Origin of the sequence: Pseudomonas sp. AL10, assembly GCF_029960685.1 — a bacterium.
GTDB lineage: Bacteria > Pseudomonadota > Gammaproteobacteria > Pseudomonadales > Pseudomonadaceae > Aquipseudomonas > Aquipseudomonas lactis.
The window spans coordinates 44489-64045 of the sequence record NZ_JASBQZ010000018.1 but is presented as its reverse complement, the minus strand read 5'-3'; the positions used below and the strand labels follow the sequence as shown (position 1 = coordinate 64045).

Here is a 19557-nt window from a genome sequence, read left to right as displayed (position 1 = left end):
TCCTCAGTTGAAACCACTGGTGGAAATAAAGTCGACATCGGTCTTGGGCTCGGCCCGCATCAGCAACTCGATGACCTGGTTCAAGGTGCGCCCTTCGAACAGGATCGCGTGCAGCCCGGCGACCAGCGGCATATATACGCCCACTTCCTGGGCCTTGGCCTTCAAGACCTTGAGGGTGTTGACCCCTTCGGCCACTTCGCCCAGACGGGTCACCGCCTCGTCCAGGCTCAGCCCTTGGCCCAAGGCAAACCCGACCTGATAGTTGCGGCTTTTAGGCGATGAGCAGGTGACGATCAAGTCACCCACGCCCGCCAGGCCGAGGAAGGTCATGGGGTTGGCCCCCTGGTTCACCGCAAAACGCGTCATTTCGGCCAGAGCCCGGGTGATCAGCATGCTCTTGGTGTTTTCGCCCATGCCCAGGGCCACGGCCATGCCGGCAATGATCGCGTAGACGTTTTTCAACGCCCCGCCCAATTCGACGCCGAAGCGATCGCCGCTGGCGTAGACCCGGAAGGTACGGCCATGCAGCACCGCCTGGACGCGCTCGCACAAGGCTTCGTCTTCACTGGCGACCACGGTGGCGGTCAATGCGTGCTCGGCAACTTCCCGCGCCAGGTTCGGCCCGGACAGCACGCCAATGCGCGCCTGAGGGGCGATTTCGGTGAGGATTTCACTCATCAACTTGAAGGTGTGGGCCTCGATGCCCTTGGTCAGGCTGACCAGCAGTTTGCCGGCCAGGCGTTCGGCGTGGGGCGCCAATACCGAGCGCAAGGCGCTGGAAGGCAGCGCGACGAAGCACAGGTCGCAGGCCGTGAGGGTTTCCAGCAGGTCGGTCACCGGCTCGACGGCAGGATGAATCTTGATACCTTTAAGGTAACGGGGGTTTTCGCGATGCACGCGAATGGCTTCGGCCTGCTCGGGGTCGCGCATCCACTGGCGCACCGCGTGGCCGTTCTCGGCCAGCAGGTTAGCCACGGCGGTACCAAAACTTCCGCCTCCCAGGACCGCAATAGGGCGCTGTTCAGTCATATGCAATCCGTTAATCCATACCAGTGGCGATGGCGGCATTATACGGGGCGCCCGGCTTGCGGCCAGCCCCCGTATCAATTCGCGGGGTTGTCGGAAAATGCCATGGAGGTGCGAAGTAATTGCAAGTCCTACGACTGGCAAATAGCCGCGCCTCGGTTAACATGGGCGGCTATCCGCAATTAACAAGGCCGTGCCGTGTATCTAGGCCCCCCTCCTCGCTCATCACTGTTATTGATGCTGGCGTGCGCTACCTGCGCGCAAGCCGACGATCTATTCCTCGACAGCCAGCCGCTGCCGCAGGTCTTGACCGCCACGCGCCTCAAGCAATCGGCCGCCGCCGTGCCCGGCAGCATGACGGTGATCGACAGTGAGCTGATCAAGGCCAGCGGCGCCCGGGACATTTCGGAACTGCTGCGGCTGGTCCCGGGGATGATGGTCGGCTACACCAGCGGTAACCAGGCCTCAGTGAATTACCACGGCACCAGCGCCAGCGATGCACGGCGCATGCAGGTGCTGATCGATGGGCGCTCGGTCTACCGCGCCGGCCTGGCCACGGTGGATTGGAGCGATATCCCGGTGGCCATGGAGGATATCGAGCGCATCGAGGTGTTTCGCGGCCCCAACACGGTCAGCTACGGTGCCAATGCGCTGATGGCGGTGGTGAATATCCTCACCCGCTCGCCGGCCAACAGCCACGGCTCGCGGGTAAAGGTCATCCGTGGCGAGCGTGGCATCAATGACTTCTATGCCAGCCAGGGTGTGGGCTGGGAGACCGGCGATTTGCGCTTGTCCCTGTCCGGGCAACAGGACGATGGTTTTGACAGCGACGCGGCCGGCGCCGACCGCCGTGACGGGCGTCGTCTCAACCGTTTCAGCCTGGCGGTGAGCCAGACCTTGAACGCGCAACAAAGCCTCGACTGGCAACTGAACGTCAAGGAAGGCACCAACCAACGCCCATACACCTACACCCCAGTGTTTGCCGGGATTACCGAAGGCGGCAGCAATTCCGACGTCACCGCCAAAGACTACGCGGGCTCCCTGCGCTGGAACTTTGACTTCAACCCCGATCACAGCCTGTATATCCAGGGCTCGGCACAGCAATGGGACCGCAAGCAAATCTGGAAAGCCTGTGACGCCAAGGTCTCGTTCAGCCCTGAATTGACCCAGCTATGGCAGCTCAACCCCAACTATGCCGAATTGCTGGCGCGGCACATGGACACTTACAGCCAAGGCTCCGCCCCACCAGGTAACGCCGCCGAACAGGCCTTGGCCAACCAGGTGCTGGACCAGTGGCGCAACGGCGCCAACCAGAGCGTATGCGGCGATATCGACCAGAGCACCCGTGAAAGCCGCTACGACCTGGAGATCCAGGACACGCTCAGCCTCTCCGACAGCCTGCGCCTGGTCAGCGGCGTGAATTACCGCTACGACCGCGCCGATTCCGAGACCTACTTCAATGGCACCCTGGACGACACCACCTGGCGCCTGTTCGGGCACTTGGAATGGCGCGCCAGCGAGCACTGGCTGCTACAAGGTGGCGCCATGTACGAAGACACCCACCTGAGCGGCAACTCGCTGACCCCACGTGTGGCGGTCAATTACCTGATCAACCCCCGCCACGGCTTGCGCGCGGTTTACTCCGAGGCGATCCGCTCGCCCGACATGTTCGAGAACAACGTCAACTGGAGCTACCGTGTCACCAATCTCAGCTCCCCGACCTACGGGCAAAACGCCGGGCAATATTTTGTCGTGACGCGCGGCCCCGGCAACCTCGACAAAGAGTTGATGCGCTCACGCGAGCTGGGCTACAACGGCTTCTTTGCCGAGCTGGGGCTGAATGTCGACGTGAAGCTGTTCTATGACGAAATCACCGACATGATCAGCTCGCCGCTGCGCAACAACCAGTACATCGCCAGTAACGCCAACAGCTCGCGCTTCACCGGTGCCGAGTCACAGTTCGACTGGCGCGTGAGTAACGCCGACCGCCTGCGCCTGACCTATGCTTATGTAGACGCCACCTCCAGCAACCCGCTGGACAAAGCGCAAACCGCGCGTAACAGCGGCTCGGCCGGTTGGCTGCGTGAATGGGGCCAGGGGTGGTCCAGCGCCTTGTTCTACTATGGCGACGACGCACTCAACCAATATCGCTTCCAGCGGGTCGACCTGCGGGTGGCCAAACGCATCGCCGTAGGCAAAACCAATGTGGAGCTGGCGGGCATGTTGCAACAACGCCTGGACAACCAGCCCACCACCTGGGCGGACAACAACTACGACCATCGCCACGTTCTCTACTTCAGCGCCGAGCTGGACTTCTGACATGGCCGATCAGTCACGGATGACACGCTTCCTGCTTTCACGATTGTGGCGTCGCGGCCTGCTGCTGGCGTGCCTGCTGCTGGCAGCGCCGGCCTGGAGTGCCAGCATCCTGCTCACGGCCGCCGAGGACGGTGCCGGTGTGCGCGCCTTTACCCAGGCCCTTGCCCAACAGCGCCCCAACGACCAGGTCAGCTTTACCCCCCTCAACGAGTTGCCGGCGCCCAGGGACTTGCCTGCCAGCACCCGTTTGATCCTCCTCGACCTGCCCGGCCTCGACTGGCGCCTGCAGGATGCCCAGGGGCCGCCCACTCTGGTGCTGCGCATCAGCCGCCTCCAGGCCCGGCAACGCCTGGGCAGCACGCACCCGGCGAAAATCAGCCTGCTCTGGAGCGACCCGCCGCTGGAGCGTCAGTTGCGCCTGATCGCCCATATCCTGCCCCAGGCCCAGCGCGTTGGCGTGCTTTACGATGCCGGCAGTGAGTTCCTGCTGCGCGAACTGATGCAGGCCGCCAAGCCCATCGGCCTGCAAATCGTGCCCCAGCTCTGGGACAACACCAGTGACAGCCGCCCGCTGCAAAACCTGTTCAAGAACAGCGACGTGTTACTGGGCCTGGACGACCCGAACCTGTACAACCCCAAGACCGTAAAAAACCTGTTGCTGAGCAGTTACGCCCAACAACTGCCGTTGGTGGGGCCCAACGCCGGGTTTGTGCGGGCCGGCAGCCTGGCCAGCACCTACAGCGATCAGGCCGACTGGCTCGCCGTGCTGGGCCACCTGCTGGACCAGCCGCCGGCCAATTGGCCGCACACGCTCTACCCTGAACACTTCAAAGTCGTGGGCAACCCGCAAGTCGCACGCTCACTGGGCATCGAACAGGTCGATGAAGTCGCCGTTGCCGCCCGCTTGGCCGAAGGAGAACAACGTCCATGACCTTGCGTCGTCGTTGGGATATCAACACCCGCACCCAGCTCATCACCCTGGGCCCCGCGCTGCTGTTGACCCTGCTGCTCATCACCTTCTTCACCTTTGTGCGCATCCAGGATTTGCGCCAGGAACTGGACCACACCGGTCAATTGATCGCCAACCAGCTGGCGCCCGCCACTGAGTACGGCGTGATTTCCGGCAACAACGACGTGCTTGAATCCCTGCTGCGTGCAACCCTGGCCACGCCCCATGTACGCTTCCTCGAGATCCAGGACAGCGCCGAGAACATCCTGGTGTACGTGGAGCAGCCGTCCGAGCGACATGATCGCTCGCTGTCAGTGAAAGTGTTCCAGGCACCGATCCGCCTGCAACACATCCAGCTCAACAATGACTTTTTCCAGGACAACCTCAACGAACCCAAGGCCCCCCGCGCGGACTACCTGGGGCGGGTGATCGTGGGCATGTCCAATGATGCGTTCAGCCAGCGCCAGCAGGAGATCCTGTTCAAGGCCGGGATCCTGGCGTTGTTCGCCCTGCTGTTTACCTTCCTGCTGGCGCGGCGCTTGTCGGCGAGCCTGTCAAAGCCGATCAGCGCCATGGGGCATGCGGTCAAGGCCATCCAGCAAGGCGATTACAAGACGCCACTGCCCATCGTCGATGACTCGGAACTGGGCGACCTCTCGCGGCATATCAACAACCTGGCGGAGGGCCTTCACCAGGCCAGTCGCGAACAGCAACAAGCCATGGCCCAGTTGATCCAGACCCGTGAAGAAGCCGAACGGGCGAACAACGCCAAGTCGGATTTCCTGGCGATGATGAGCCATGAACTGCGCACGCCCATGAATGGCGTGCTGGGCATGCTGCAACTGCTGGAAACCACCGAGATGACCGAGGAGCAGACCGAGTATGCGGCGCTGGCTTCGGAGTCTACCGAGCACTTGCTCAAGGTGATCAATGACATCCTCGACTTCTCACGCATTGAACGCGCCGCACTGGAACTGGAACATATTCCGTTCAACCTGGCGGACCTGATCAACAGCTGCGCCCAGGCGTTCCAGCACAGTGCCCAGCAGCGCGGGCTGAGCCTGGAGTTGCCCATCCCCATGGGCCTGGAAGCCCTGCGGGTGCGCGGCGACCCGACACGGATCCGCCAGATCCTGGTGAACCTGATCGGCAACGCACTGAAATTTACCGAACGAGGCAGCGTGACCGTCGAGCCCCACTGGCAAACCCTGGACCATGAGTTGGTGTGGTTCACCTGCACCGTGCGCGATAGCGGCATTGGCATTTCCGCTGAACGCCTGGAATTGATGTTCGATGCATTCCAGCAAGCCGACAGTTCGATTTCCAGGCGTTACGGTGGAACAGGCCTGGGCCTGCCGATTGCGCGCACCCTGGCCGAGCGCATGGGAGGTACCTTGCGCGCCCAGAGCGAAGAGGATCGAGGCTCGGTGTTCACCCTAGAAATTCCGCTGGCCATCGACCAGCAGCATGTGCCGGTGGCCGCTCCTGACGCACTCGGCAAAGCCAGCGCCGGCGACGGGCGCCACGTGCTGCTGGTGGAAGACAACCCGGTCAACCGCACCGTGGTCGAAGCGATGCTGCGCAGCCTGGGCTATGAAGTCAGCCTGGCCACGGACGGCGCCGAGGCGATCCGCAGCGCCGAGAGCCTGATTTTCACCGCCATCCTGATGGATTGCCGCCTGCCCTTGATCGATGGCTACGAAGCCACGCGGCAGATTCGCCAACTGCCCGGCTGCGCCGACCTGCCGATCATCGCCTTGACGGCCAACGCCTTGCAGGGCGACCGCGAAGCGTGCCTGGCAGCCGGAATGAACGATTACCTGGCCAAGCCGTTCAAACGCACGGATTTGCAGCAAATCCTACAGCGTTGGGTGCAGTAGCGCCGCGCCATCAGCCAACTGCGACTGGCGTGAAAGACGAAAGTGCGGCAGTCTTAGGCACCCGAACGGGCCGATAAACAGGCCCGGTTTAAAATTTCAGTGAACAAGTGTACATTCAGTGCCTTGCCGCTGTGACTTTCACTACAACGCAATAGTCTATGTGTAGGCTGCCGCTATGAGGCATGAACGCTTCATTCGGTTCGGGAAGATTTGCCCTACCCTGCCGCATGGGATTATTGAGGAGCTCGCATGACCAAACAAAACGCCTTTACTCGGGAAGACCTGCTGCGCTGCAGTCGCGGTGAGCTGTTCGGCCCAGGTAACGCGCAACTGCCCGCCCCGAACATGCTGATGGTGGATCGCATCACCCATATCAGCGAAGAGGGTGGCAAGTACGGCAAAGGTGAATTGGTCGCCGAGCTGGATATCACCCCTGACCTGTGGTTCTTCGCGTGCCACTTCGAAGGCGACCCTGTGATGCCAGGCTGCCTGGGTCTTGATGCCATGTGGCAGCTGGTCGGTTTCTACCTGGGCTGGCAAGGCCTGCCGGGCCGCGGTCGCGCCCTGGGTTCGGGCGAAGTGAAGTTCTTTGGCCAGGTACTGCCGAGCGCCAAGAAAGTCACCTACAACATTCAAATCAAGCGCGTCCTCAAGGGCAAGCTGAACCTGGCCATCGCCGACGGTTCGGTGACTGTCGACGGTCGCGAGATCTATACTGCCGAAGGCCTTCGGGTCGGCGTATTCACTTCCACTGACAACTTTTAAGGGTTATCCGCATGCGCCGCGTCGTTATCACTGGTCTGGGCATCGTTTCTTGCCTGGGCAATGACAAAGAGACCGTCACCGCTAACCTGCGTGCAAGTCGCCCTGGCATCCGCTTCAACCCGGAATATGCCGAAATGGGTCTGCGTAGCCAGGTTTCCGGCTCCATTGACCTGCCCCTCGAAGAACTGATCGATCGCAAGATCTATCGCTTCGTCGGCCATGCTGCCGCCTACGCCTACCTGGCCATGAAAGACGCGATCGCCGACTCCGGCCTGAGCGAAGACCAGGTTTCGAACGTACGCACCGGCCTGATCGCCGGCTCCGGCGGCGCATCGACCCTCAACCAGATGGAAGCGCTGGACATCCTGCGCGAAAAAGGCGTGAAGCGCGTCGGCCCGTACCGTGTCACGCGGACCATGGGCAGCACCGTTTCCGCTTGCCTGGCTACGCCATTCCAGATCAAGGGCGTGAACTACTCGATCTCCTCCGCATGCGCCACCAGCGCCCACTGCATCGGGACTGCCGTTGAGCAGATCCAACTGGGCAAGCAGGACATCGTATTTGCCGGCGGCGGTGAAGAAGAGCATTGGAGCCAGTCGTTCCTGTTCGACGCCATGGGTGCATTGTCCACCCAGTACAACGAAACCCCAGAAAAAGCTTCCCGCGCTTACGACGCCAAGCGTGACGGTTTCGTCATCGCCGGCGGTGGCGGCATGGTGGTGGTCGAGGAGCTGGAACACGCCCTGGCCCGTGGCGCCAAGATCTACGCGGAAATCGTTGGCTACGGCGCGACGTCCGACGGCTACGACATGGTTGCGCCAAGCGGTGAAGGCGCCATCCGCTGCATGCAGATGGCAATGTCCACCGTCGACACCCCAATCGACTACCTCAACACCCACGGCACCTCGACCCCGGTCGGCGATGCCAAGGAAATGGAAGGCGTGCGCGCGGTATTCGGCGACAAGGCTCCGAAGATCAGCTCCACCAAGAGCCTGTCGGGTCACTCCCTGGGCGCCGCTGGCGTTCACGAAGCGATCTACTGCCTGCTGATGATGGAAGGCAACTTCATGGCCGGCTCGGCCAACATCGACGAAATTGATCCGGTTGTGGCCGATATGCCGATCCTGACCAAGACCGTTGAAAACGCCAAGATCGACACCGTGATGAGCAACAGCTTTGGCTTCGGTGGCACCAATGCCACCCTGGTACTGAAGCGCTGGCAGGGCAAGTAAGCCCCGCAGGTTGATCACATGAAAAAGCCCCGACTGGTTCGGGGCTTTTTTTGTGCTTTGATTTGAAACCGCGTCGCCTTCATCGCAGGCAAGCCAGCTCCCACCTTTGAATTGTGAATACAGTCAAATGTGGGAGCTGGCTTGCCTGCGAATGGGCCAACCCGGTTCCCCGCCCTACACCGAAAACCGCGCCACCATCGAATTCAAATCCACCGCCAACCGCGACAACTCCTGGCTCGCTGCACTGGTCTGGTTGGCCCCGGTCGATGTCTGGTGCGCCAGGTCGCGGATATTCATCAGGTTACGATCCACCTCCCGCGCCACCGCCGCCTGCTCCTCCGAGGCACTGGCAATCACCAGGTTGCGTTCGTTGATCAAGGTGAATGCCGAGGCAATCTCTTCCAGGGCCATGCCCGCCGATTTGGCGATGTCCAACGTGGACCGCGCCCGCGTGTTGCTCTGCTGCATCGAGCTGACAGCCTGGTCGGTGCCCTGCTGAATGCCGCTGATCATCTGTTCGATTTCCTGGGTCGACTGTTGCGTGCGATGGGCCAAGGCCCGCACCTCATCGGCCACCACCGCAAACCCGCGCCCGGCATCTCCCGCTCGCGCCGCTTCAATCGCCGCGTTCAGCGCCAGCAAGTTGGTTTGTTCGGCAATCGAGCGAATCACATCCAGCACTGTGCTGATGCCATAGACCTTTTGCGCCAGCGCTTCGACCTGGGTCACATTGGCGGTCACATCGGTCGCGAGGGCTTCAATCGACACCACCGTCTGCTGCACCTGTTCACGCCCTTGCTGGGCAATGCGGTCGGATTCGCGAGACGCCTGGGAAGTGGCCACGGCATTGCTCGCCACCTCCTCCACCGCCACCGTCATCTGATTGACCGCCGTGGCCGCCTGTTCGATTTCCTGGTTCTGCTGGTGCAAACCGCGGGTCGCATCCTCAGTGACGCAACTGAGCTCTTCGGAAGCCGACGCCAATTGGTTCGACGATTCCGATATTCGCCGGATAGTGTCGCGCAGGCTCTCCTGCATGCGCTTGAGCGCCTGCTGCAAGCGCGCCGGCTCGTCGCTGCCACTGAGCTTGATCTCGCCAGTTAAATCGCCGCTGGCAACGCCTTGGGCTACTTTCAACGACTGCGCCAGTGGTAGCACGATGCTGCGCGTCAGCCACACCGCCAGGCCGATCGTGATCAACGCTGTGACGCCAATCATGACCATCACCCAGACCCGCGACTGGCTGAACACCTGCTGTGCCAGCCGGGCGGCCTCGTTGGCGCTGGACTTGTTCAGATTGACCAGCTCACGCAGGGTGACAGCCATTTGGTCGGCCATCTGATTCATTTCGCCATTGACCACCGCAATGGCCTCCTCCAGCCGATTGGCCTTGGATAGGCCCACCACCTGCTCCTGGCGTTGCAGGTACTGTTGCTCCTCGACCTTGAAGCGATCAAACAGTACGCGCTCCTGCGGCAAGACGATCAACGCCTCGTACACGCCTTCAGCGTGGTGCAAATCGGTTTTGATCTCGGCGATTTTCTGCTCGTTCTGCGCCACCGCCTGGGGGTCGCGGTTGACCAGCAAGCGCAACGTCAGCGCCCGAATACGCAACACATCCTGGTTCATCTCCCCTACCGCCATCACGCTGGGCAGCCAGTTGGTCTCCACCTGGTCCGACTGCTGGCGCATGTTGGCCATCTGCAACAGGGCAAAGCCGCCCAAGACGAACACCATCAACGCCAGCACACCAAAGCCCAGGCCGGCGCGAGGGGCGATATTCAAACTGCGGATATTCATGCCAGGGTTCCTTCCAAAAGTACTGCATCCACCTGCAGCGGGTCTCTTGGACGTTATCGGCACCTCAGGGCATTGGCATAAGACCAAAACGCGATATCAACGCGCGTCGCCATCGCGAGGCGGCTTGGGCAGGATGGCCAGGAAATTGTCGCGCGCGACCTTGTGGGCAACGTCTTCAGGCAAGGCATCGAGGAAAGGATCGAAACGGCGCATTTCCTTGCCCAGCTTATTGAAGCGCCCCACCACGTCGGAGCCGAGCATGAAACGATCCGGGAAGCGCTCCACCAGCTTTACCCACTCAGGCCGAGGTTTACCCGCCTCATCCAGCAGATACGGCGTGAGCATGCTCCAGGACAAGTCGATATACAGGTTGGGATACGCCTCAAGCAGACGATTCAAGGTGGGCAGCAAAAAATCCATTTGCACCTGATGACGGTGGATTTCCTTGCTGGTACCCGCATGGGCCCAGATAAAACGCGTGTGCGGGTGGTTGCGTAACGGCTGCTCGACTTCCGCCAGGTACAGCGGGTTGCGCTCACGCTTGGAGGTGATGTTGGAGTGCAGCATCACCGGCAGGTCGTTTTCGGCCGCCAGGTGGTAGATGCGCGTCATGGCTTCGTTATTGGCACGCGGCGTGTCGCCGGAGGTCAGGGCGGTAAGGTCATCATGACGGGTGAACACTTCCCCAATGCCCTGCCACAGCCCTGGGTTGAGGTCGAGCATGCGCTGGATATGGGCCGCAGAGTTCTTGTCGTTGGGATTGAAACCGGCCAGGAACGGATGAAAGTGCTGGCGTTGCTCGGGGGTAAGTTTATTGACCGCCGCCGCGACGATCACATCCGTGGCGCTGTACCAATAGGCATCGGCGTCGTCACCGGCGTAGTAGCGCGGGCGCTTGGGTTCGTCTTCGTGCCATTTCTTGGCCACGGGGATCCCGGAAATCATGACGTGCTCTACGCGGTTGTCCGCCATGGCCTTGAGCAGCTTGTCCATGCCGGCGGTTTCCTGAAAAAAATCCACGTAATGCAGGTGCGCGTCGCTGTAGGCATAGTCACGGGCCTGCGCGGCAAGGCTGCTGGCGGCGAGCAACAAGGCAAGACTCAGGCGGGCTCCAGACACGGTAAAACCTCAATAAGGGTTGATACGGGTAGACCTTGCGCCAACCTTCAGGGTTCAGCACGGAAAAAACCGGAACACTGGAGTGCCAGCATGCTCTATAACTGCATGACCTTCATCCTGCCCCTTACGAGGTTTGCCATGCCTGTTACCGTTAATACGCTGAACGCTGAAAACTTCCGTCACAGCGTGAATATCAATAATCACGAGCTGTTTACCGACCTGCCCAAGAGCCTGGGCGGTGACGATTCGGCCCCCTCCCCCCACGATTATTTCGATGCTGCGCTGGCGTCGTGCAAAGCCTTGACCGTAAGGCTCTACGCGCAGAAAAAAGATATCCCGCTGACCGGCGTGACCGTGGAGGTCACCCATGACAGCACCGAGGAGCAGAAGGGTAAATACAAGCTCAACGTCAAGCTGACCCTCAAGGGCGTACTCACCGATGCCCAGCGCGATGAACTGCACCGCGTCGCCGATAAGTGCCCGGTACACAAGCTGATGACCACTGCCGAAGTCACCATCGAAACGAAACTGTCGGAAGGCGCCTTCAGCCAATAGCCCCAACTTCCCATCGAGCGGGTTATGCTTGGTTGCATCCAACCCGCTCAGACTGGGATGCCCATGACCACCCTCACCGTGATCCGCCCTCGCCCCGAAGATGTAGAAGGCCAGCCCATCCTGCGCCCCCTGCCCTCGCGTGAATGCCGCAGCGTCGGGCCCTTTGTGTTTTTCGACCATATGCTGGCGACCCGCTACGCGCCGGGTACCGGCATGAATATCCGCCAGCATCCGCACATCGGCCTGTCCACCCTCACCTACCTGTTTGAAGGCGCCTTGCAGCATAAGGACAGCCTCGGCTCGGACCAGGTGGTGCAAGCCGGCGATGTCAGCTGGATGACCGCCGGCAGTGCGATTGCCCACGTCGAGCGCACACCGGAAGCGGTCAAGGCCAGGGGTTTCAGCCTGCATGGCCTGCAGGTATGGCTGGCCTCGCCCAAGGACCACGAGACCGGGCCGGGACACTACAGCCATCACCCAGCGGCGAGCTTGCCGATAAGCGATAACCTCGGCGTGCAGGTGCGTTTGATCGCCGGTGATGGTTTTTGCCTCAGGTCGCCGGTGCCGGTACTGTCGCCGACGCTGTATGCCGAGGTACAGATGCAAACCGCCACCACCCTGTTGATTCCTGATGAACATGAGGAACGTGCGGTGTATGTGCTGGAGGGCGAGGTGCAGTTGGACGGTGAAGCCCTGGAGGTCAACAGCTTGGTGGTATTGCCGACTGGGCAGGAGATGACCCTGTATGCCGAGAGTGATTGCCACCTGATGGTATTTGGCGGGGCGCCGCTGGATGGGCCACGGCGGATCAACTGGAATTTTGTGGCGAGTGATCCGGCGGTGATCGAGCAGGCGAGACAGCGTTGGGCGGTTGGGGATTGGCCCACTGTGCCGGGGGAGTCAGAAAGAATCGAGTTGCCGGTGAAATAGCTATCGCAGGCAAGCCAGCTCCAACATTTGATGGGTATACACATTTTAGAATGTAGGAGCTGGCTTGCCTGCGATGGCGTCCGATCAGGCGCTGAGAAATCAGCCCTTGAACACTTCATCCAACAAGTTATGCATCGACTGGAAAGCCCGCGCAGCGGTCTTGGCGTCGTACATCATCTTGCCTGGCACATTGGCATGGGGGTCGGTGAAGGAATGCACCGCACCGCCGTAGCTCAGCAACTGCCAATCCACACCCGCCGCGTTCATTTCATCTTCGAACGCCGGCAGTTGCTCTTTGGGCACCAACGGGTCCGAGGCGCCATGCAGCACCAGCACTGACCCCTTGATGTTCTTCGCATCCGCCGGGTTCGGTGTATCCAGGGTGCCATGGAACGACACGGCAGCCTTCAGCGGCGCGCCGGTACGGGCCAGCTCCAGGGAGCAGCAACCGCCAAAGCAGAAGCCGAAGGTGGCCAGTTTCGAGGTGTCCACTGCTGCCTCAGTCTGGCCTTGCAGTTGCTCTAACGCTGCTTGCATGCGCTTGTTCAGCAACGGGCGATCATTCTTCAACGGCATCATCGCCGCGCCCGCTTCATCGCCATTTGAAGGACGTACGTTTTGCCCGTAGAGGTCGGCAATCAACACCACGTAGCCTTTGCCGGCAACGGCCTTGGCGATCTCTTCGGCCCCCGCACTCACGCCCATCCAGTTCGGCGCCATCAGCAAGCCCGGAAGCGGGCCTTTGTGGCTGGCATCGAACGCCAGACGGCTTTCATAAGACTGGCCATCAATCTGATAGACCACGGAACGTACAGTGACTTGGCTCATCATTTTCCCCAATTCAGATGGATTGACGATGCTCCCTGTAGGAGCGAGCTTGCTCGCGAAGAACGTCAACGATAACGCGCAAATGCTGAATGAACGCGGTGATCTCACGTTTTTCGCGAGCAAGCTCGCTCCTACAGTAGAGCCAGAACGAAAAAACCCGCCGAAGCGGGTTTTTCTACAACGGTGTTAAACCGACAATTCAACCAACAGCTTGTTCAGTCGGCGCACATACGCGGCCGGGTCCTTCAAGCTGTCGCCGGCTGCCAGGGCGGCCTGGTCGAAGAGGATGTGCGACAGGTCACCAAACCGCTCTTCGCTCTGCTCGCCATCGAGTTTCTCGATCAGCGGGTGAGACGGGTTGAATTCGAAGATCGGCTTGGAATCCGGCACTTTCTGGCCGCTGGCTTCCAGGATCTGGCGCATCTGCATGCCCAGGTCCTGCTCGCCGATGGCCAGGATCGCAGGAGAGTCGGTCAGGCGGTGGGAAACCCGCACTTCACTCACCGCTTCGCCCAGGGAAGCCTTGATGCGCTCAACCAGGCCCTCTTTAGACTTGGCGACTTCTTCGGCTTCTTTCTTCTCTTCTTCGGAGTCCAGGTTACCCAGGTCCAGGTCACCACGGGCCACGTCGACGAAGGTTTTGCCGTCGAACTCGGTGAGGTAGCTCATCAGCCACTCATCGATACGGTCGGTCAGCAGCAGCACTTCGATGCCTTTCTTGCGGAACACTTCCAGGTGCGGGCTGTTCTTGACCTGAGCGTAGGTTTCGCCGGTCAGGTAGTAGATCTTGTCCTGACCTTCCTTGGCACGTGCCAGGTAATCAGCCAGGGACACAACCTGCTCGCCATCTTCGCCTTGAGTCGAGGCAAAACGCAGCAAACCGGCAATCTTTTCCTTGTTGGCAAAATCTTCTGCCGGGCCTTCTTTCATGACCTGGCCGAAGTTTTTCCAGAAGCTCTTGTATTGCTCAGGCTCGTTCTTCGCCAGCTTTTCCAGCATGTCGAGCACGCGCTTGGTCAGCGCCGACTTCATGGAGTCGATAATCGGGTCTTTCTGCAGTATTTCCCGCGACACGTTCAGCGACAGGTCGTTGGAGTCGACCACACCTTTGATAAAGCGCAGGTACAGCGGCAGGAAGGATTCCGCCTGGTCCATCACGAACACGCGCTGTACGTAGAGCTTCAGGCCTTTTGGCGCTTCACGCTGGTACAGGTCGAACGGAGCACGGGCCGGGACGTAGAGCAGCGAGCTGTATTCGAGCTTGCCTTCAACCTTGTTGTGGCTCCAGCTCAGCGGGTTCTCGTAATCGTGCCCGATGTGCTTGTAGAACTCCTGGTATTCCTCGTCCTTGATCTCGGTACGCGGACGGGTCCACAGGGCGCTGGCGCGGTTGACGGTTTCCCACTCCGCCGCCGGGGCTTCTTCGCCTTCGGCAACGGTCTGTTCCTTGGGCAACTCGATCGGCAACGCGATGTGGTCGGAGTACTTCTTGATGATGTTGCGCAGGCGCCAGCCATCGGCGAATTCGTCTTCACCGGCTTTCAGGTGCAGCACGATGCGCGTGCCGCGGTCAGCCTTGTCGATCGTGGCGATTTCGAATTCGCCTTCGCCCTTGGAGGCCCAGTGCACGCCTTCGCTGGCGTCGAGGCCGGCGCGGCGGCTGAAGACTTCAACCTTGTCGGCGACGATGAAGGCCGAATAGAAGCCCACGCCGAATTGGCCGATCAGGTGAGAGTCTTTTTTCTGGTCGCCCGACAGGTTCTTCATGAAATCTGCAGTGCCGGATTTGGCGATGGTCCCCAGGTGGGTGATCGCATCGTCACGGCTCATGCCGATACCGTTGTCTTCGAGGGTGACGGTTTTGGCGTCTTTGTCGTAGCTCACACGGATCTTCAGTTCCGCGCCGCCTTCCAGCAACTCAGGCTTGGACAGGGCTTCGAAACGTAATTTGTCGACAGCGTCAGAGGCGTTCGAGATCAATTCGCGAAGGAAAATTTCCTTGTTGGAATACAGCGAATGGATCATGAGGTGCAGCAGTTGCTTCACCTCGGTCTGGAAGCCCAGGGTTTCCTTTTGAGTTTCCACACTCATGGTCATCAAACTCCAATTGGATGGCAGTGGCCGCGCCCGAAAGGGTTGGCGGCGGGTTGTCATCAAAGTTGGGGGCTCAGGCCAGGATTTCAAGGGTGGGCCAATTCCTCAATCTTGAAATGTGCCCGGGCGGTGGCAATCGGTTCGGCCGCAGTGCTCTGCCAGGCGGTAATCGCAACGTTGGCCACGCGCCGGCCCTGGCGCCATACCTGGCACTTGGCATAGGTGTCACGAAACTGGCCGGCGCGCAGGTAATCCAGGGAGAAGTCGATGATTTTCGGCAGGCCCGGAGCGCCCGTAAACACCATCAGATGCAGGGCGGCTGCCAACTCCATGAAGCCGGCGATCACCCCGCCATGCAACGCTGGCAATATGGGGTTACCAATATTGTCCTTGTTGGCCGGCAGGCGAAACAGCAACTCATCCCCCAGACGGGTGCATTCGATGCCGATCAGCCTGGCATAGGGCACCAACTCGAGCAGCGCGTCATAGTTGCCACGATCGTGGGCTTGCTCCAGACGGGTCTTGAACCGATGCGTCATGCCTGCTCTCCCTTGATGACCGTGCCCAAGCCTTGGGTGCCTTTGAGGCGCTTGCCCATGCGCATGAACGTGCCCACCACATGGGCAATAGGTTGTTGCGGGTCATCCTGATAGGCGACGCCACGGGTGAAGATCACGTCGGTGGTCACCCGGTAGCATTGCGCGAAGCCATACACCGGCTTATGGGGTTCGGCGGGATGCATGTAGTCGATGCGCAGGTCCAGGGTGGGGCACACTTCGAACTCGGGCAGTACGCACAAGGTCGCCATGCCACAGGCGGTGTCCATCAACGAGGTGAGCGCGCCGCCATGGATCACCCCGCTCAGGGGGTCACCGACGATATGCGGCCCATACGGCAGTACGAGGGTCATGCCCTCCTCGCTGGCTTGATGAACACTCACCCCCAGCACCTGGCAATGGCGCAGGGCCGAAACAAAGCGCGTGGCACGCTCTAACAACGGGTTTTCGGTCATTGTTTTTAGACTCTTATTAGTGTGAATTCGGCGGATGGGAATGGCTGGGTAAAGTTCCTGTACGAAACATGCTATATATCTGTGGGACATAAGGAACTAATGCTGGCCCCTTGGGTTCGAAAGGCCAGTAGATATCTTCAATAAGGAGAAACACCCCATGCGTAAGACATTAGCTATTTCCATGATGCTGGCCGCTGCTCTCGGTCTGGCTGCCTGCGACAAGAAATCCGAAGACAAAGCCCAAGACGCTGCTGCACATTCTGAGCAAGCTCAGCAAGATATGGCTAAAGCACAGGATAAAGTGAACGACGCTGCGAAAGAAAACGCCGAAGCTGCCAAAGCTCAAGCCGAATCGAACGAAGCTGCTGCAAAAGAAGCTGCACCTGCCGCACCAGCAGAACCTGCCAAGCAGTAATCGCTGGGTTTAAAGCTGTATTGCAGCAAAAAGAAAGCCCGCTGACTAAGCGGGCTTTTCTTTGTCTGCGATTTACTGCCAGCGCTACGATGCACCCTCTTTTGCAGCCTCGACTGCTGGCATATCGGTCGGGGTATACACCATCACCTGCAATACATCGGAATGGAACTCGCGGCGGTACAGCACCAGCACCACCCCGCTACTCATCAACATGAACAACCAGGGGCTGACAAACCAGGCCAGCATGGTCATGCCGAAGTAATAGGCGCGCAGGCCAAAGTTGAACTGGTTGGCCGCCATCGAAATCACTCGCGCCGCCCGCAAAGCAAACGCCTTGCGCTCCTGCTCCGACACGTGCCGTTCACCGATCATAGGCGCCGAGCCCACCAGTACCGCCGCGAAGTTGTACTGGCGCATGCACCAGCTGAAGGTAAAAAAGGCGTAGACGAACACCAATGCCAGGCACAGCAATTTGATCTCCGACATACCCTGGGATGCCTGCTGCACCATGGGAATGTCCGCCAGCAATGACACTGCGCGTTCCGAAGCCCCCAGCACCGTGAGAATACCGGCGAGGATGATCAAAGTGCTGGAGGCGAAGAAGGAGGCATTGCGCTCCAGGTTACCGATCACACTGGCGTCGGCGATACGGTTGTCGCGCAGCAGCATGCGGCGCATCCAGTCTTCACGGTACAGGTGCAACACGCTGGCCAGGCACGCCGTGTCCCGGGCTTTCCACGATGCGTAACGGGTGTAGCCGCCCCAGCAGATGACAAACCAGAGCGCGGCAAGCAGGTGGATCCAATTGGCTTCAACGAACGACATGCGGGTCCTTGTACACAGGATGATAGGGCCGACACGGTCCAAATGTGGGAGCTGGCTTGCCTGCGATAGCGTCTTTGCAGTCACCACCGCGCACAACCGATGTGCCGCCATCGCAGGCAAGCCAGCTCCCACACCGACCAGTGTTTTCAACTTGAGATTTTTGACGCCATCCCCAAAAAAAAGACACTGCCATCGACTCAAAAAAAATGCCCCGTATCGTTTGATACGGGGCATTTCAGCACAGCACGAACCGCGTGTTACGCGATAGCTTCGCTGCGCTTGCCCAGCATACGGTCAATCACCACGGCCACCACCAGCGTCATCACCGACGGCACCAGCCACGCCAAGCCTTGTTCGCTCAACGGCAGGTTTACCAGTTGCGTAGGCATCCAACCCGCCAGGCCCGCGCCCTTGAGTGCGTCGATGCAGCCAAAGATGAACGACACCAGCATCACCGGGCCGACAATACGGCCCTGTTCCTGCCAGAACCCTTTGCAGAAGCTCAGGGCCACCAACACGATGCACGGCGGGTAGATCGCGGTCAGCACCGGGATCGAGAAGGCAATCAGTTTGGTCAGGCCCAGGTTGGACACAAACAGCGAGAACAGCGCCAGGATCACCACCAGGGTCTTGTAGGACAGCGGTAGGATCTTGCTGAAGTATTCGGCGCAGGCGCAGGTCAGGCCCACGGCAGTCACCAGGCATGCCAGGGAAATCAGCACGGCGAGGAAACCACTGCCCAGGGAGCCGAACGTGTATTGCACGTAGGCGTGCAGTACTGCCGCGCCATTGCTGGCACCCGCAGCGACAGCATGGCTGCCCGAACCCAGGCGGAACAGGCTGACGTACACCAGCGCCAGGCCCACACCGGCAATCAGCCCGGCAATGATCGCGTAGCGGGTGATCAGCTTGGGCGACTCGACGCCACGGGAGCGGATCGCGTTGACGATCACAATGCCGAACACCAGCGCGCCCAGGGTATCCATGGTCAGGTAACCATTGATAAAGCCTTGGGAGAATGGCGCGGCAACGTATTCCGGCGTGGCAACCCCTACCTCACCCGCAGGCAATGCAAACGCAGCGATGCCGAGAATGGCCAGGGCGATGATTTTCAGCGGCGCCAGGAAACGGCCCACGGTGTCCAGCAATCGACCTGGGTACAGGGAGACAAAGAACACCACCAAGAAATACACCGAACTGTAGAGGAACAGCGCCAACGGGCTTTCACCGGTCAAGGGCGCCAAGCCCACTTCAAACGACACGGTTGCGGTGCGCGGGGTCGCAAACAGCGGGCCCACGGCCAGGTAGGCCGCTGCCGCCAACAGGCCACCGGCGATCTTGCCAATCGGGCTGCTCAGCGCATCCATGCCACCACCGACCTTGGCCAGGGCGATCACGGTGACCACCGGCAGACCGACTGCGGTGATCAGAAAGCCCAGCGCCGCCATCCACACATGCGGCCCGGACTGCAAACCAACGATAGGCGGGAAGATGATGTTGCCAGCGCCCACGAACAGGGCAAAGGTCATAAAGCCCAGCGCCAGGATATCCTGGCTTTTCAACACTTTCATTTGAGGAAATACCACACTACTGAATCGGAATTTAGAGAGGGCTTCCCTATGGATGAGGGAAATGCTGCCGGCCCTTGTGGGGACCGACCGGTCTAGCGCGCAGCATCCTTTTGGGACGCGGACGCATAAAGAGGCGGCTAGAGTACAGAATTAGCCTGACAAACGCACTGTTGCGGGGCGGACTGTCCGATAAGCGACATTTCAATGTCGCGTTTTCATACTTAATTGGGCAACACA

17 protein-coding genes are annotated in these 19557 nt (G+C 60.2%); 8 read left to right on the top strand and 9 right to left on the bottom strand.

What is annotated here, in order from left to right; genetic code table 11:
• Positions 1–3: 3 nt before the first annotated feature.
• Entirely contained in the window at positions 4–1029 is a 1026-nt protein-coding gene (locus QK296_RS17705; RefSeq protein ID WP_003190045.1) for an NAD(P)H-dependent glycerol-3-phosphate dehydrogenase, read from the bottom strand.
• A gap of 195 nt (positions 1030–1224) precedes the next feature.
• Here QK296_RS17705 and QK296_RS17700 point away from each other — a divergent pair, with 195 nt between their 5' ends.
• The 5 genes from QK296_RS17700 to fabB all read left to right on the top strand — a co-directional run bounded on the left by QK296_RS17700 (position 1225) and on the right by fabB (position 8171).
• Positions 1225–3345, top strand: a complete 2121-nt coding sequence (locus QK296_RS17700; RefSeq protein ID WP_144401865.1) for a TonB-dependent receptor — start codon at positions 1225–1227, stop codon at positions 3343–3345.
• A gap of 1 nt (position 3346) precedes the next feature.
• Positions 3347–4276, top strand: coding sequence for an ABC transporter substrate binding protein (locus tag QK296_RS17695; RefSeq protein ID WP_120247735.1), 930 nt, complete (start codon positions 3347–3349; stop codon positions 4274–4276).
• Entirely contained in the window at positions 4273–6174 is a 1902-nt protein-coding gene (locus QK296_RS17690; protein ID WP_094775003.1) for an ATP-binding protein, read from the top strand. Before QK296_RS17695 ends, QK296_RS17690 begins: the two co-directional genes overlap by 4 nt.
• A gap of 249 nt (positions 6175–6423) precedes the next feature.
• Positions 6424–6939: a 3-hydroxyacyl-[acyl-carrier-protein] dehydratase FabA gene (gene fabA / locus QK296_RS17685; RefSeq protein WP_003190035.1), complete on the top strand. Its 516-nt coding sequence runs from the start codon at positions 6424–6426 to the stop codon at positions 6937–6939.
• An 11-nt stretch (positions 6940–6950) separates the two neighbouring features.
• Entirely contained in the window at positions 6951–8171 is a 1221-nt protein-coding gene (gene fabB, locus QK296_RS17680; RefSeq protein ID WP_003190033.1) for a beta-ketoacyl-ACP synthase I, read from the top strand.
• Between the two features lie 174 nt (positions 8172–8345).
• Here fabB and QK296_RS17675 read toward each other — a convergent pair whose 3' ends face one another.
• Both QK296_RS17675 and QK296_RS17670 read right to left on the bottom strand, forming a co-directional pair.
• A complete protein-coding gene (locus QK296_RS17675; protein WP_282391131.1) occupies positions 8346–9971 on the bottom strand; it encodes a methyl-accepting chemotaxis protein in 1626 nt (541 codons plus the stop codon).
• 96 nt (positions 9972–10067) lie between these two features.
• The gene (locus QK296_RS17670) at positions 10068–11090 is read right to left on the bottom strand and encodes an amidohydrolase family protein (RefSeq protein ID WP_169912228.1); all 1023 of its coding nucleotides are present in this window, start codon (positions 11088–11090) and stop codon (positions 10068–10070) included.
• Between the two features lie 138 nt (positions 11091–11228).
• On the opposite strand from QK296_RS17670, the gene QK296_RS17665 reads away from it, so the two are divergent.
• Together QK296_RS17665 and QK296_RS17660 are read left to right on the top strand one after the other, a co-directional pair.
• Positions 11229–11645 carry an OsmC family protein gene (locus tag QK296_RS17665; RefSeq protein WP_003190027.1) on the top strand — a complete coding sequence of 139 codons (417 nt, stop codon included), beginning with the start codon at positions 11229–11231 and terminating at the stop codon, positions 11643–11645.
• Positions 11646–11708: 63 nt separating this feature from the next.
• A complete protein-coding gene (locus QK296_RS17660) occupies positions 11709–12575 on the top strand; it encodes a pirin family protein (protein ID WP_282391130.1) in 867 nt (288 codons plus the stop codon).
• Positions 12576–12674: 99 nt separating this feature from the next.
• On the opposite strand, the gene QK296_RS17655 is transcribed toward QK296_RS17660, so the two are convergent.
• From QK296_RS17655 to QK296_RS17640, 4 genes are all read right to left on the bottom strand, one after another.
• Positions 12675–13403, bottom strand: coding sequence for a dienelactone hydrolase family protein (locus QK296_RS17655; RefSeq protein ID WP_169855555.1), 729 nt, complete (start codon positions 13401–13403; stop codon positions 12675–12677).
• Between the two features lie 186 nt (positions 13404–13589).
• Positions 13590–15494: a molecular chaperone HtpG gene (gene htpG, locus QK296_RS17650; protein WP_003190023.1), complete on the bottom strand. Its 1905-nt coding sequence runs from the start codon at positions 15492–15494 to the stop codon at positions 13590–13592.
• Between the two features lie 89 nt (positions 15495–15583).
• Positions 15584–16036 (bottom strand): PaaI family thioesterase, encoded by a 453-nt coding sequence (locus QK296_RS17645; RefSeq protein ID WP_137205077.1) that lies wholly within the window; start codon positions 16034–16036, stop codon positions 15584–15586.
• Positions 16033–16509 (bottom strand): PaaI family thioesterase, encoded by a 477-nt coding sequence (locus QK296_RS17640; protein ID WP_003190020.1) that lies wholly within the window; start codon positions 16507–16509, stop codon positions 16033–16035. The genes QK296_RS17645 and QK296_RS17640 overlap by 4 nt, the downstream gene beginning before the upstream one ends.
• A 157-nt stretch (positions 16510–16666) precedes the next feature.
• Here QK296_RS17640 and QK296_RS17635 point away from each other — a divergent pair, with 157 nt between their 5' ends.
• The gene (locus QK296_RS17635; RefSeq protein WP_003190018.1) at positions 16667–16924 is read left to right on the top strand and encodes a hypothetical protein; all 258 of its coding nucleotides are present in this window, start codon (positions 16667–16669) and stop codon (positions 16922–16924) included.
• Between the two features lie 84 nt (positions 16925–17008).
• Here QK296_RS17635 and QK296_RS17630 read toward each other — a convergent pair whose 3' ends face one another.
• Positions 17009–17749 carry a DUF599 family protein gene (locus QK296_RS17630; protein WP_137205078.1) on the bottom strand — a complete coding sequence of 247 codons (741 nt, stop codon included), beginning with the start codon at positions 17747–17749 and terminating at the stop codon, positions 17009–17011.
• Positions 17750–18006: 257 nt separating this feature from the next.
• Positions 18007–19320 (bottom strand): branched-chain amino acid transport system II carrier protein, encoded by a 1314-nt coding sequence (gene brnQ, locus QK296_RS17625; RefSeq protein ID WP_003190014.1) that lies wholly within the window; start codon positions 19318–19320, stop codon positions 18007–18009.
• Positions 19321–19557 lie beyond the last annotated feature (237 nt).

Excerpts from the sequence above, each read along its gene's own strand:
- QK296_RS17705 (WP_003190045.1), bottom strand. The coding sequence starts at position 1,029 with ATGACTGAACAGCGCCCTATTGCGGTCCTGGGAGGCGGAAGTTTTGGT.
- QK296_RS17695 (WP_120247735.1), top strand. The coding sequence starts at position 3,347 with ATGGCCGATCAGTCACGGATGACACGCTTCCTGCTTTCACGATTGTGG.
- QK296_RS17690 (WP_094775003.1), top strand. The coding sequence starts at position 4,273 with ATGACCTTGCGTCGTCGTTGGGATATCAACACCCGCACCCAGCTCATC.
- fabA (WP_003190035.1), top strand. The coding sequence starts at position 6,424 with ATGACCAAACAAAACGCCTTTACTCGGGAAGACCTGCTGCGCTGCAGT.
- fabB (WP_003190033.1), top strand. The coding sequence starts at position 6,951 with ATGCGCCGCGTCGTTATCACTGGTCTGGGCATCGTTTCTTGCCTGGGC.
- QK296_RS17675 (WP_282391131.1), bottom strand. The coding sequence starts at position 9,971 with ATGAATATCCGCAGTTTGAATATCGCCCCTCGCGCCGGCCTGGGCTTT.
- QK296_RS17665 (WP_003190027.1), top strand. The coding sequence starts at position 11,229 with ATGCCTGTTACCGTTAATACGCTGAACGCTGAAAACTTCCGTCACAGC.
- QK296_RS17660 (WP_282391130.1), top strand. The coding sequence starts at position 11,709 with ATGACCACCCTCACCGTGATCCGCCCTCGCCCCGAAGATGTAGAAGGC.
- QK296_RS17655 (WP_169855555.1), bottom strand. The coding sequence starts at position 13,403 with ATGAGCCAAGTCACTGTACGTTCCGTGGTCTATCAGATTGATGGCCAG.
- htpG (WP_003190023.1), bottom strand. The coding sequence starts at position 15,494 with ATGAGTGTGGAAACTCAAAAGGAAACCCTGGGCTTCCAGACCGAGGTG.
- QK296_RS17645 (WP_137205077.1), bottom strand. The coding sequence starts at position 16,036 with ATGACGCATCGGTTCAAGACCCGTCTGGAGCAAGCCCACGATCGTGGC.
- QK296_RS17640 (WP_003190020.1), bottom strand. The coding sequence starts at position 16,509 with ATGACCGAAAACCCGTTGTTAGAGCGTGCCACGCGCTTTGTTTCGGCC.
- QK296_RS17635 (WP_003190018.1), top strand. The coding sequence starts at position 16,667 with ATGCGTAAGACATTAGCTATTTCCATGATGCTGGCCGCTGCTCTCGGT.
- QK296_RS17630 (WP_137205078.1), bottom strand. The coding sequence starts at position 17,749 with ATGTCGTTCGTTGAAGCCAATTGGATCCACCTGCTTGCCGCGCTCTGG.
- brnQ (WP_003190014.1), bottom strand. The coding sequence starts at position 19,320 with ATGAAAGTGTTGAAAAGCCAGGATATCCTGGCGCTGGGCTTTATGACC.